The following is a 12,949-nucleotide window of genomic DNA, read 5'->3' on the forward strand; positions in this document are numbered from 1 at the left end:
CGTTCGGGCTGAAATAACTGCTGTGAAATACGTATGCATCGTTGACATGTTTCGAGGGCGTGCCACTCAGCGGGCGTCAAGCAGGTCGTCGAGGAGCTTCCGCTGGGCGGCAGCGAGGTGTTCGGTGAACGTCGAGGTAGAGATGTCCAGCGCGTCGGCCACGTCGCCGGCGGTCGCCTCGCGCGGGTGCTCGAAGTACCCCATCTCGTGGGCCCTGGTCAGCACCTCACGCTGGCGGCTGGTCAGTTTTGCTCGGTCGAGGACGACCGGCTGGTCCGTCTCTGTGGACGTGTCCTCCAGTAGCCGTCGGAGTTTGACCGTCTCACCCTCGGATTCGAGGTCGTCGACGATGTCTCGCAGGGTCGGGATGTCGTCAACGAGGAACGTGACGACGATGGAGTCGGTGTCTGCCGAGAACTCCTGAACGACGCAGCCGGCTGCTTCGATACGTTCACACACGCAGCCCTGTCCGGCTGCCCGAGACAGCTGAAACACGTGTCGCTGGTCGTAGGCGAACACGTGGTCGGCGCTTGGGTCTGCACTCTGTAGCACTGACGGCGTTCCCTCACTGCCTTTGAGCGTGAACTCTTCGACAACCCGGCCAGCACCGCCACTCGTTGCGCTCCGGGAGACTGACGACACCGACCACTCCTCGTCAGCGTGCGGTTGCACCTGACACGACCGAGGGCCGAACACTTCGACCTCGGCAAGCATTCGGCCCGACATGTGTGGGGAATCCCCCGGCTAGCATAAAAGAGTCTGTGCGAACATGTTCGTATAAAAAACCGCCATATAATGGGCCTAAGATGTCGGGCTGGCAGTTCATCGGGATGCTGGAACAAACCCCGAATACAGCGACACAGATAGCCGTTCGAATCGCTGGCGAACCGAGATGACACAAGATTATGAGACGCAACACGATACTCATCGGTCTGTTGATAACGGCGGTGCTGCTGCCGATGTGGTACGTCGCATTGCACGGCGAGCCACCGTCGGAGGAAATCGCTATCGACGAGAGCGTCAGCGACATCCGGCCGCTCGAAGGCCCGGTCGAGACGCCGAACAAGCTGTCGCCGAGCCAGGTCGGCGTCGTCGTCTGGGTCGCCCTGTTCGGCCTCGTGGGCGTGCTGACGGCCGCCCACCAGTTCATGAACAGAGCGGTCCGGCCACCCGACGACACCGAACCGGTCACCGACGGCGGAACCGTCTCGCTGCCGTGGCTCGACACGGAGAACCGCTGGGTCGTCGAGTACCACGACGCCTCGGACGCCATCGAAGGACTCGTCGCCATGAGCGGACTGACGGTCCTGTCTATCGTCTTCGCGGCGTTGTTCACCGGCGAGTACCTCACGCTCGCCCGGACCCAGTACTTCGGGCTGTACGCGACCGGGATGTTTCTCTCGCTCGCGCTCTCGACGGTCGCGTACTACGCCTGGTTCATGCCGCACGTCGAAGTCGCCGAAATCAGGGGGCACGAATGATAGACTATCCGAAACCCGATGAAGACGACGAGGAACAGGGCAACGACTGCTCGTGTGACGGGGCCGCCGGTACGTCTCCAACGCTGTACGGGGACGCCCGCGCAGAACTCCGCCGGCGTGACTTCGCGAAGTTCCTCGCGACCGTCGGCGGTCTGACTGCCGTCGCCAGCCTCACCGCACCCCTTGCCAGCACCACGCAGGTGTTCGAGCGAGGGTACAAGGGGCCGGTGTACTCCGACGGCATCCACCTCGTCGACAGCGAGGGCGAGCGCATCACGGAAAGCCGGCTCTCCGAGGGCGAACATATGACCGTGTTCCCGGAGCCCCGGCCCGGCATCGAGGACGCACCGACGCTGCTGGTGCGCTACGCCGAGTCCGACTACGGTAGCGGCGTCGCGGAGGGGTTCACCGTCAGCGGCTACGCCGCCTTCTCGAAGGTGTGTACCCACGCCGGCTGTATGGTGTCGGACCGGGAGGACGACCTCGTCGTCTGTCCCTGTCACTTCGGGAAGTTCAACGTACTTGAAGGGGCAGCGGTCAGCGGCGGCCCGCCGGGGCGCGCGCTCCCGCAGCTTCCGATTACGGTGACCAGCGACGGATTCCTCGTCGCCACGGGTGACTTCGAGGGGCCAGTCGGCCCCGGAGGTGGATAATGTCCCGCGCCAAAGCCGTCTACGACTGGTTCGACACCCGCCTCGACCTGGAGAACGGCCAGACGTTCCTCGGGAAGGCGTTCCCGGCCGAGGACTCGTTCCTGCTGGGGGAGGTGGCGCTGTTCTGTTTCCTCCTCCTGATCCTGTCGGGGGTCTTCCTCGGGTTCTTCTTCGAACCCTCCACGTCCGACGTGGAGTACGACGGCAGCGTCCAGAAGTTCCAGGGCGAGGAGATGCCCGAGGCGTTCGTCTCGGTGTTGCACATCACCTACGACGTGCCCTTCGGGATGTTCATCCGCCGGCTCCACCACTGGGCGGCTCACCTCTTCGTCGCCTCGATAGGGTTGCACATGTTACGGGTGTTCTTCACCGGGGCGTACCGTAATCCGCGGGAGCCGAACTGGGTCGTCGGCACCGGGCTGGCGGCCCTGTCGATGGGCGCGGCCTACACCGGCTACGCCCTGCCGTTCGACGAGTTCGCCGCCACCGCGACCAGCATCGGCTACAACCTCACCATCTCCATCCCCCTGTTAGGTGATTTCCTCGGCCAGGTGGTGTTCGGAGGGGAGTTCCCCTCCAGCGCCACTATCCCGCGGCTGTACTTCCTGCACGTCCTCGTGATACCGGCGGCTATCGCCGTGGGGCTGGCCGTCCACATGGCCATCCTCATCCGGCAGAAACACACCGAGGCCCCGCGGGAGAGCGACGTGACCGCCGGCCGCCAGCCCGTCGACGAGGACGACGACAGCGTCATCATCGGCCTGCCCGCCTTCCCGAACCAGGCCGCGGTGTCGGCCGTCGTGTTCTTCACCACGGCGGCGACGCTGTCGGCGCTCGCGGGCCTGCTGCCGGTCCACAACGTCGCCGAGTACGGTCCGAACGACCCCGCGTCCACGCCGGAACTCATCATGCCGGACTGGTTCCTGATGTGGGTGTACGGCTTCCTGAAGCTCCTGCCACAGATCAGCTTCAACGTCGGCCCCGCCCACATCAACGGGGAGTTCGTCGGCGGCATCGTCCTCCCGGGACTGGTGTTTGCCGCGGTCGCAATCTGGCCGTTCATCGACCGGACAGAGCCGACCCACTTCACCGCGGACCCGCTGGACCGGGCCTGGCAGACCGGCGTCGGCGTGGCCGCCGTCGCGTTCATCATGATCGCCTCCATCGCGGGGATGAACAACATCCTCGCGGGCCAGGTGCTTGGGACGACGACCGGCGTGGTCAACCCCATCCTGACGGCCGCGCTGCTGGTCGTCCCGCCCGTCTTCGGCGGGATTACGTACCTCCTGTTGCGCGACGGAGAGCCGTCGCCGTCCCGGGAGGGGGACGTGGCCGCCGACGGCGGCGCTGTCGACAGCGACGCGGACGCCACCGAACGGGAGGGAGAGGGATGACGACGAGCGTCGAACTGAGCGAGCGACAGTATCGCCTGCTGGATACGACGAGTAAACTGGTCGGCCTCGCGCTGGTCGCCGCCGGCCTCGAAGTCGGCGGCAGCACATCGACCGGCATCGCACTAGCCGTGGCCGGCACCGCCTGCGCGACTGCGACTGTGTTCATCACCAATGAGTAGACACGACCCGACCGACGACGAGGCGGACAGTGCTGGAATCAGTCGCCGCGACTTCGTGCGCGGCCTCGGAGCCGCGTCGCTGCTGGGCGCGACGGGGCTGTCCTTCGCCGACGACGGCATGGACGGCCTGCAAGCGGTCGACGACCCCATCGGCAATTACCCGTACCGGGACTGGGAGGACCTCTACCGCGACGAGTGGGACTGGGACTCCGTCGCCCGCTCGACCCACAGCGTCAACTGCACTGGCTCCTGTTCCTGGAACGTCTACGTCAAGGACGGCCAGGTCTGGCGCGAGGAGCAGGCCGGCGACTACCCGACCTTCGACGAGAGCCTCCCGGACCCAAACCCGCGTGGCTGCCAGAAGGGGGCTTGCTACACCGACTACGTCAACGCCGACCAGCGCGTGCTCCATCCGCTCCGGCGCACCGGCGAGCGCGGCGAGGGCCAGTGGGAGCGGATTAGCTGGGACGAGGCGCTGACCGAAATCGCCGACCACGTCATCGACGAGGTACAGGCGGGTCGGTACGACGCGATTTCCGGGTTCACGCCGATTCCGGCGATGTCCCCGGTGAGCTTCGCCTCCGGCTCCCGGCTCGTGAACCTGCTCGGCGGCGTCTCCCACAGCTTCTACGACTGGTACTCGGACCTGCCGCCGGGCCAGCCGATTACGTGGGGCACCCAGACCGACAACGCCGAGTCCGCCGACTGGCACAACGCCGACTACATCATCGCCTGGGGGTCGAACATCAACGTCACGCGCATCCCCGACGCGAAGTATTTCCTCGACGCCGGCTACGAGGGCGCAAAGCGGGTCGGTATCTTCACCGACTACTCCCAGACGGCCATTCACACCGACGAGTGGCTCTCGCCCCACGGCGGCAGCGACACCGCGCTCGCGCTTGGGATGGCCCAGACCATCGTCGACGAGGGGCTGTACGACGAGGAGCATCTCAAAGAGCAGACCGACATGCCGCTGCTCGTCCGGGAGGACACCGGCAAGTTCCTCCGGGCCAGCGAAGTCGGCCTCGCCGAGGACGCCGACGACCCCGAGAAGGTGTTCGTCATGGTCGACGCCGACGGCACCCTCCGGCGCGCGCCCGGCTCGCTGGGCGAACGGGACGGCCAGAAGGACTACTCGGCGAGCATCGAACTCGACTTCGACCCGCAGTTGTCGGTCGAGCGGACCATCGAGACCGACGCGGGCAGCGTCGCGGTCAGGTCGGTCTGGGAGAACCTCACTGACGAACTCAGACAGTATACGCCGGAGTTCGTCCACGAGGAGACCGGCGTCGGCGAAAACACCTACCAGCGAGTCGCCCGCGAGTTCGCCGAGGCCGACGCGGCCAAAATCATCCACGGCAAGGGCGTCAACGACTGGTACCACAACGATCTGGGCAACCGCGCCATCCAGTTGCTCGTGACGCTGACGGGCAATCTGGGCGACCCCGGCACCGGCCTGGACCACTACGTCGGCCAAGAGAAGATCTGGTCGTTCCACGGCTGGAAGGTGCTCTCGTTCCCGACCGGCAGCGTCCGCGGGGTCCCGACGACGCTGTGGACGTACTTCCACGCCGGCATCCTCGACAACACCGACCCCGACACCGCCGAGAAGATACGCGAGTCCATCGACGAGGGATGGATGCCGGTCTACCCCGAGGAACGCGAGGACGGGAGCCGGCCGGACCCGTCGACGATGTTCATCTGGCGGGGCAACTACTTCAATCAGGCCAAGGGCAACGTCGCCGTCGAGGAACAGCTCTGGCCCAAACTCGACCTCGTCGTCGACATCAACTTCCGGATGGACTCGACGGCGATGTACTCGGACATCGTCCTGCCGGCGGCCAGCCACTACGAGAAACACGACCTCTCGGAGACGGACATGCACACCTACGTGCACCCGTTCACGCCGGCCGTCGAGCCGCTGGGCGAGGCCAAGACCGACTGGGAAATCTTCCGCCTGCTCGCCGAGAAGATACAGGAGCGGGCCCGTGAACGGGGCGTCGAGCCGGTCGAGGACCGGAAGTTCGACCGGACCATCGACCTGACGACCATCCACGACGACTACGTCCGCGACTGGGAGACCGGCGAGGAGGGGGCGCTGGAGGAAGACAGGGCCGCCGCGGAGTTCATCCTCGAACACTCCGAGGAGACCAACCCCGAGGACACCGACGAGCAGATCACGTTCGACGACATCGACGAGCAACCACAGCGGTTCCTCGAAGCTGGCGACCACTGGAGTTCCGACATCAAGGAGGGGGAGGCGTACGTCCCGTGGCAGGACTACGTCCACGACAAGAACCCCTGGCCCACCTTCACCGGCCGCCAGCAGTACTACATCGACCACGACTGGTACCTCGAACTCGGCGAGGAACTGCCGACCCACAAGGAGGGGCCGGAGAACACCGGCGGGGACTACCCGCTGTCGTACAACACGCCCCACGGCCGGTGGTCAATCCACTCGACGTGGCGCGACGACCCCAAGATGCTCCGTCTCCAGCGAGGGGAGCCGGTGGTGTACATCAACCCCGAGGACGCCGAGGAGCGCGGCATCGAGGACGGCGACACCGTCGAGGTGTACAACGACCTCGGGGCCGTCGAGGTGCAGGCCAAAATCTACCCGTCCAGCGAGCCGGGGACCGTCCGGCACTTCTTCTCCTGGGAGAAGTTCCAGTACCCCGACCGGGACAACTTCAACACGCTCGTCCCGATGTACATGAAGCCGACCCAGCTAGTGCAGTACCCCGAAGACACCGGCGAGCACCTGCACTTCTTCCCGAACTACTGGGGGCCGACGGGGGTCAACAGCGACGTGCGCGTCGACGTCCGACCGACCGGAGGTGACAGCGAATGAGCACCGACCAACAGGACGACCAGGGCGATGACGACACGCTGGTCAACGTCGCCGACGGCGTCGACCACCAGGTCGCCATGGTGATGGACCTGAACAAGTGCATCGGCTGCCAGACGTGTACTATCGCCTGCAAGAGCCTCTGGACGGAGGACGGCGGGTCGGAGTACATGTACTGGAACAACGTCGAGACCAAGCCCGGCGAGGGCTACCCGCGGGGCTGGGAGGACTCCGGCGGCGGCTGGGAGTCCAGCGATCACTCCGACCGCTCGCCGGGCGAGATTCCCGCCGAGGAAGACTACGGCCGCGCCTGGGAGTTCAACCACAGCGAAATCATGTACGAGGGCAGCGACGAGCCGCTCCGGCCCCGCGAAGGCGCGGAATGGGGCCCCAACTGGGACGAGGACCAGGGGGCCGGCGAGTACCCCAACAGCTACTACTTCTATCTCCCGCGCATCTGCAACCACTGTACCCACCCCTCCTGTGTCGAGGCCTGCCCGCGCTCGGCGCTGTACAAGCGCCAGGAAGACGGCATCGTTCTCGTCGACCAGGACCGCTGTCGGGGCTACCGCTACTGCGTCGAGGGCTGTCCGTACAAGAAGGTGTACTACAACACCGTCTCGAAGAAATCGGAGAAGTGCATCTTCTGTTACCCGCGCATCGAGGGCGAAGGTCCCGATGGAGAGACGTTCGCGCCGGCCTGTGCCGAGGAGTGCCCGCCCCAGCTCCGGCTGGTCGGCTTCCTCGACGACGAGGAGGGTCCGATTCACAAGCTTGTCAACGAGTACGAGGTTGCCCTGCCGCTCCATCCGGAGTTCCGGACCCAGCCCAACGTCTACTACATCCCGCCCTTCGCGCCCGGCCAGCACACGGAAGACGGGGAGACAGTCGACATCGACCGCATCCCACGACAGTACCTCCGGGACCTGTTCGGCGACGGCGTCGACCAAGCCCTCGACACCATCGAGCGCGAGCGCCAGCGGGCCCGACAGGGCGAAGACAGCGAACTGATGGAACTGCTCCAGGACAAGAACCCGGCCAAACAGTACCGATTGGAGGTCTTTGACGATGACTGACCACCGACACACGCTCACACTCACGGCGGTGCTGGCGGGGCTCATCGTCGTTTCGACGGTGGCCGCGCCGATGGCCAGCGCCCGGCCAGCACACGAGATACCGGTTTCGGAGGTATCGACGGCCGACCTCGCACAGCCGGACGCCGACGGGTGGACGGGGGTGCCGGCCTCTGACGTGCCGCTTTCGAGCGCCCCGAGTAGCGTCCCGAACGCCGACGACACGTCCGTCGAGACGGTCGACGTGCAGGCGGCCCGGACTGACGAGCGCCTGTACGTCCGTCTGCAGTGGCACGACGCGACACGGGATACAAACGCCAGCGCCACACGGGCGTTCGCCGACGCGGTCGCGGTCCAGTTCCCGGTCAACACGAGTTCTCGGCCGCCGATAGCGATGGGCGGCCCGGACAACCGCGTCAACGTCTGGTACTGGAGCGGGTCGACCGGGACGCAGGAACTGCTGGCCGGCGGAGTCGGTTCGACAACCGCCTTCGAGAACCCGACCGTCTCGGCCAACGCGAGTCACAGCGGCACCGGCGGCAACGCCACCTGGACGGTGGTCTACTCGCGCCAGCTTGACGCCCCGACCGAGAACCGGACCGACCTGCAGACCGACGGCGACCTCGACGTGGCCTTCGCCGTCTGGAACGGCTCCAACGGCGAGCGGTCCGGCCAGAAAGCGGTCAGCGAGTGGCACTACTACCCGTTCAGCGGCGGCCCGCAGGGCCCGCCCTACGAGACACTGCTGTGGACCGTCGCCGGTATCGCCATCGTCGCTGTCGTCGGCGTCACCGGCTTCGGCATCTATCGGACACGGGGGGTCGAGTGATGGCGAGCACGCCAGCCGACTCGATAGATGACCTCGATGAGACTGCCGCTGCCCGCGGCGCGGTGTACGCGACGCTCGCCAAGGCGTTCGAGTACCCCGAGGAGTCGTTCCACAGCGCGGCGGCCGACGGGACGCTGGAAGCGGATTTGCAAGCGTGTCTCGACCGGACAGGCCTCGACGTGACCGTCCCGTCGCTCACCACCGGTGATGACTACGAGACGCTCGCGGCCCGCTACAACGACATCTTCGAACTCGGCTACAGCGAGTACACCGACCGCACCGACGGCTCGCTGGAGGCCGAGGGGCCGCCAGTCCCGCTGTACGAGTCCAAATACCGGCCGGACCACTCCTGGAACGACGTGAATCTCGACCTCTCGCGGGCCTACAGCCACTACGGCCTCGAAATCGACCAGGAGACCCGGGACAACCACGACGCCGTGACCTACGAACTGGAGTTCGCGGGCTACCTGGCCCGCCGGGAAGCCGCCATCGGAGACGACGCCGCAAGTGCCAGGCTTGACTTCCACGACCGCCACCTCGGCCACGCCGCGGCCGGCGTCGCCGACCGGCTGGCCGACGAGCCGGGGACCGACATCTACGGCGGCTTCGGCGAACTGCTGGAGGCGTTCGTCCGGGCCGACCGAAACGACCTCGCGGACCGACTGGAGGGGAAGCGATGACAGCCACCTTCCAGCAGCGAGTCCGGCCGCTACTGCTCGGCGGGGACCGCTCGCTCGCGGACCTCGCGGTCGGCACGGCGGCCGTCGCGGTGGCCGCCCGCTACCTCGCGGTTCTGTTCGTCAACGCGCCGGGATACGGGGTCCCGGTCGCGCCCGGCCCGTTGACGGTCGCGTCCACGGCCGTCGTCGCCGCCGCGGCGGTCACCGTCGCCGTCACCGACGCCGACCCGGCCGCCGGCGTCGGCCTGCTGTTCGTCGGCGTGTTCGGCCTGCTGTCGGTCGTCAGTAGCGCTGTGGCGCTCCCGGCGGCCGCCGCCGTCGTCCTCGGGACGGCGACGGTCGCGGCGGTCTCGGGCCGACGGCTGGACCCCGTCTCGGCGGCCGCGTCCGCCCTGCTCGTCGCGGCGCTGAGCGTCGGGCTGGCGAGCGGCGTCGGCGGCTGGACGGGGCTCCGACCGGCGGCCTCGACCGCGGCGCTGCTCGGGGTCGCGGCGACGCCGGCGTTCGCCGCGACGGACTGGCGATCGCTGTCGACGGCGGACTGGGGCGCGATACTCGGCGGCGTCGCCGCCTTCGCCGTCGTCCTCGCGGTCGGCCGCGCCGTCCCGTTCGTCACCGGCGCGGTCACGCTCACCGGCAGCGGCGTTGTCGGAACGAGCCTCCCGGTGGTAGCACTGGCCACGGCCGGCGCGGTGACGACGGCCAGCGCCGCCAGCCGGACCCGCCGCTGGACGCTGCTTGCCGGCGTCGCGCTGGTCGCGTTCGCCGGCGTCCCGGCCTCGCTCCCGCGGGCGCTCCCGTTCGCGCTCGGGGTCGCCGCGCTCACGCGCGGGGAGGGACAGCCATGACCGGGTGCCACGACGACGACGAGTTCGAGAAGCACCTCGAAGAGGACCCCGACCCGCAACTGGACCCCGAGCGCAGCCCGGGCCTGCACACCGACATCGAGGCGCTGGAGGACATCGAGGTGAGCCGCGAAGACGTGACGATTGGCGAGGCGACACCGGAGGAACTGGCCGCGAGCGACACCGAACCTGTCGAGGACGACGCGGCGGCGTCGCTGCTGTCCGACATCGAACACGGGGAAAAGACCGAGCGCCGCCGCGCCGCGCTCGAACTCAAAGACCGCGCGTCCACCGACGAAATCGTGGCGGCACTGGCCCGCGCCGCGACGACCGACGACGACAGCGACGTGCGCCAGTTCGCCGTCGAGGCGCTGACCGCCCACGGCGGTGAGCGGGCCGCAGCGGTGGCGGTGGAACTGCTTTCCGACCCCGACCCGTGGGTCCGGGCCGAAGCCGTCGTCACGCTCGACAACGTCGACCGCGAGGCCCACGAAGAGGATATCGCGGCCGCTATACACGACGACCACCACGCGGTCCGGCGCAACGCGGCCATCTCGCTGTTCAAACTCCGCGGCGAGGGGATGGCCGACCTGCTGTTAGAGCAGAGCCGGGACGACAGCGAGCGGGTCCGCGAGTGGGCCGCGCACATGCTCGGCGGCGTCGACGAGGACCGCGCTCGCGAGCGACTCCGCGAACTCACCGACGACCCGGCAACCGTGGTCCGCCAGACCGCCGAGCGGTCCCTCGAAGCGGACCCCGGACGGTTCCGCCGACAGTTCGGCGGCGCGCTGGAGAACGACGCCCGACTCCTGCCCGGCGAAGACAGACTCAATCGGATGCCCGACCTCTGACGATGACTGACGGAACGCCCACCACACTGACCGACCGTATCGAAGCCGCACTGCGAGACGTGCGCGACCCGAACGCCGACCTCTCCGTGTTCGACGCGGGCTTCGTCGAGAACATCGACGCGGCCAACGGCGACGTGACGATCGAGGCCGACCTGACCGCGCTGGACGGCCAGACGAGCACGCAGGTCGTCCAGGCGATGCTCCACGCGGTCGACGACGTGGACGGCGTCGACAGCGTCCACGTCGAACGGACGACGCCATCGAGCGAGGGGCAGGCCGGTGTCGAGTCGTTCGACCACGTTATCGCCGTCGCCAGCGCGAAGGGCGGCGTCGGCAAGTCGACGGTCGCCACGCATCTGGCCTGCGCGCTGGCCGCCGACAGCGACGTGGCGCTGTTCGACGCCGACATCCACGGCCCGAACGTCCCCGAGTTGCTTGACGTGAGCGGCCCGGTCCACTCCAGCGAGGAGGGCGACCCGCTCCCGGTCCGAGCGGGCGACATGGACGTGATGAGCGTCGGCCTGATGGAAAGCGGCGCGCCGCTGGCCTGGCGCGGCGCGATGGCCCACGACGCCCTCGACGATCTGTTCGAGAACACCGCATGGCGCAACGACGAGATACTGGTGCTTGACCTGCCCCCCGGAACCGGTGACGTGGTGCTGACGACGCTACAGGAGGTCCCCGTCGACGGAGTCGTCGTCGTGACGACGCCGTTTCACGCCAGCGTCAGCGACACCAGCCGAACGGTCGAGCTGTTCCGCGACAACGACGTGCCGGTCCTGGGAACCGTCGTCAACATGGCCGAATACGTCTGTGATTGCTGTGGCGAGCCCAACGACCTGTTCACCGGTAGTGCGCTTGAAGACCTCGATGCCGAGGTGCTGGCCGAACTCCCGTTCTCGCAGGACCTGCAGGAAACGCCAGTGCCCGGCGACGTGCCCAGCGCGGTCAGCGATTTGGGGGATGCCGTGGAATCGGCCCTCGACACCGCCGGCGAGGTGGGCGTCGAACCAACCGCCGATATCCGGGGCCTGCCGCCACAGGAACGCAAGGATCTGGTTCGAGAGCAGTTCACCGCGCTGGACAGCGGCGAGTCGTTCGTCCTCGTCAGCGACCGCGACCCGACGCCGGTCGGGCAGTTCCTGGGCCGGCTCGCGGAGGCCCCGCGAGAAGCCTTCGACCCGTTCGAGGTCCGCCGAGCGACACCGTCCGACTGGGTGCTGGAGACTGTCAAGCCGTAGGACGGTCGCTGGCAGTCGACAGTGATAGCCGGGGACATACCTCGCGGGCAGGACTAAAGGCATAATTGTCCGCACCCGTAGTAGTAGCATAATGACCGCGATACTCGTGACAGCGGGTCGACTCCCCCGGGGTCGCGCACGCACCGTGCCCCGGCGGGTCGGAGGGGTAGCGTGACCGACGCGTTTGCGGTGATGAACGCTATCGGGCTGGTCGGGTTCGCGTTCGTCGGCGCGGCGAAGGCTGTCGAGGAGCGCTACGACGTGTTCGGCGTCACGGTCGTCGGCGTGATGACGGCGCTGGGTGGCGGGACGACGCGGGACCTGCTGTTGAACCGCGTTCCGAACTCCCTGCAGTCGCCCGGCGAAGTGGCCCTGTCGCTCCTCGGCGTCGCCGCCGCCGTTTTGCTCGTGCATTTCCTCGACGACGGCCACCAGCATCCGGTCGTCCTGACGGCCGACGCCATCGGGCTGGCGGCGTTCACCACCACCGGAGCGCTGCTGGGTCATCAGGCCGGCCTCCCGGTGTTTGCCGTCGTCGCGCTGGCGACGGTCAACGCGGCCGGCGGCGGCGCGATATCGGACCTGCTGCTGGGCCGGACGCCGTTCATCCTCCGCGAGGACTTCTACGCGTCCTGTGCCGTTATCGGTGGTCTCGCCTTCTGGGCGCTGGCACAGATGGGCGTGCCGCTCAGCGTAGCATCGGCCGGGTGCGCGCTCGCGGTGCTGTTGGCCCGGGGGCTGGGCATCGGTCGCGGATGGTCGCTCCCGACGGTGCAGGCGTGGGAACGACGCGACGCACAGTAGGACCGCGCCGCCGCTCCGGATTCTCGTCTGTCAGGCCCCGCTCTCCTGCATCCGCTGGGCTTCGTCGCTGT

General features: G+C 67.7%; 13 protein-coding genes. 12 read left to right on the plus strand and 1 reads right to left on the minus strand.

Annotated elements, in window-relative coordinates:
- Nucleotides 1–66: 66 nt before the first annotated feature.
- The gene (locus tag DVK00_RS16740) at nucleotides 67–726 is read right to left on the minus strand and encodes a helix-turn-helix domain-containing protein (protein ID WP_101350280.1); all 660 of its coding nucleotides are present in this window, start codon (nucleotides 724–726) and stop codon (nucleotides 67–69) included.
- Between the two features lie 179 nt (nucleotides 727–905).
- Between DVK00_RS16740 and DVK00_RS16745 the strand changes: the two genes are divergently transcribed.
- The 12 genes from DVK00_RS16745 to DVK00_RS16800 all read left to right on the plus strand — a co-directional run bounded on the left by DVK00_RS16745 (nucleotide 906) and on the right by DVK00_RS16800 (nucleotide 12,878).
- Entirely contained in the window at nucleotides 906–1,481 is a 576-nt protein-coding gene (locus DVK00_RS16745; protein ID WP_121578061.1) for a hypothetical protein, read from the plus strand.
- Nucleotides 1,478–2,134, plus strand: coding sequence for a ubiquinol-cytochrome c reductase iron-sulfur subunit (locus DVK00_RS16750; RefSeq protein WP_121578062.1), 657 nt, complete (start codon nucleotides 1,478–1,480; stop codon nucleotides 2,132–2,134). Before DVK00_RS16745 ends, DVK00_RS16750 begins: the two co-directional genes overlap by 4 nt.
- The gene (locus tag DVK00_RS16755; RefSeq protein ID WP_121578063.1) at nucleotides 2,134–3,528 is read left to right on the plus strand and encodes a cytochrome bc complex cytochrome b subunit; all 1,395 of its coding nucleotides are present in this window, start codon (nucleotides 2,134–2,136) and stop codon (nucleotides 3,526–3,528) included. Before DVK00_RS16750 ends, DVK00_RS16755 begins: the two co-directional genes overlap by 1 nt.
- Nucleotides 3,525–3,707: a hypothetical protein gene (locus tag DVK00_RS16760; protein ID WP_101350284.1), complete on the plus strand. Its 183-nt coding sequence runs from the start codon at nucleotides 3,525–3,527 to the stop codon at nucleotides 3,705–3,707. The genes DVK00_RS16755 and DVK00_RS16760 overlap by 4 nt, the downstream gene beginning before the upstream one ends.
- On the plus strand, nucleotides 3,700–6,558 hold the full coding sequence (locus DVK00_RS16765; RefSeq protein WP_121578064.1) for a molybdopterin-dependent oxidoreductase: 2,859 nt from the start codon (nucleotides 3,700–3,702) through the stop codon (nucleotides 6,556–6,558). The genes DVK00_RS16760 and DVK00_RS16765 overlap by 8 nt, the downstream gene beginning before the upstream one ends.
- A complete protein-coding gene (locus DVK00_RS16770) occupies nucleotides 6,555–7,631 on the plus strand; it encodes a 4Fe-4S dicluster domain-containing protein (RefSeq protein ID WP_121578065.1) in 1,077 nt (358 codons plus the stop codon). The genes DVK00_RS16765 and DVK00_RS16770 overlap by 4 nt, the downstream gene beginning before the upstream one ends.
- Nucleotides 7,624–8,457, plus strand: coding sequence for an ethylbenzene dehydrogenase-related protein (locus DVK00_RS16775; protein WP_121512136.1), 834 nt, complete (start codon nucleotides 7,624–7,626; stop codon nucleotides 8,455–8,457). The genes DVK00_RS16770 and DVK00_RS16775 overlap by 8 nt, the downstream gene beginning before the upstream one ends.
- Entirely contained in the window at nucleotides 8,457–9,137 is a 681-nt protein-coding gene (locus DVK00_RS16780; RefSeq protein WP_101350287.1) for a molecular chaperone TorD family protein, read from the plus strand. The genes DVK00_RS16775 and DVK00_RS16780 overlap by 1 nt, the downstream gene beginning before the upstream one ends.
- Nucleotides 9,134–9,985 carry a phosphate ABC transporter permease gene (locus DVK00_RS16785; RefSeq protein WP_121578066.1) on the plus strand — a complete coding sequence of 284 codons (852 nt, stop codon included), beginning with the start codon at nucleotides 9,134–9,136 and terminating at the stop codon, nucleotides 9,983–9,985. Before DVK00_RS16780 ends, DVK00_RS16785 begins: the two co-directional genes overlap by 4 nt.
- Nucleotides 9,982–10,833: a HEAT repeat domain-containing protein gene (locus DVK00_RS16790; protein WP_121537356.1), complete on the plus strand. Its 852-nt coding sequence runs from the start codon at nucleotides 9,982–9,984 to the stop codon at nucleotides 10,831–10,833. Before DVK00_RS16785 ends, DVK00_RS16790 begins: the two co-directional genes overlap by 4 nt.
- A 2-nt stretch (nucleotides 10,834–10,835) precedes the next feature.
- The gene (locus tag DVK00_RS16795; protein ID WP_121537354.1) at nucleotides 10,836–12,074 is read left to right on the plus strand and encodes a P-loop NTPase; all 1,239 of its coding nucleotides are present in this window, start codon (nucleotides 10,836–10,838) and stop codon (nucleotides 12,072–12,074) included.
- Between the two features lie 192 nt (nucleotides 12,075–12,266).
- On the plus strand, nucleotides 12,267–12,878 hold the full coding sequence (locus tag DVK00_RS16800) for a trimeric intracellular cation channel family protein (protein ID WP_101350291.1): 612 nt from the start codon (nucleotides 12,267–12,269) through the stop codon (nucleotides 12,876–12,878).
- The last annotated feature ends 71 nt before the right edge of the window (nucleotides 12,879–12,949 follow it).

Origin of the sequence: Haloarcula sp. Atlit-47R, from assembly GCF_003665985.1 — an archaeon.
In the GTDB taxonomy this organism is placed as follows: Archaea; Halobacteriota; Halobacteria; order Halobacteriales; family Haloarculaceae; genus Haloarcula; species Haloarcula taiwanensis.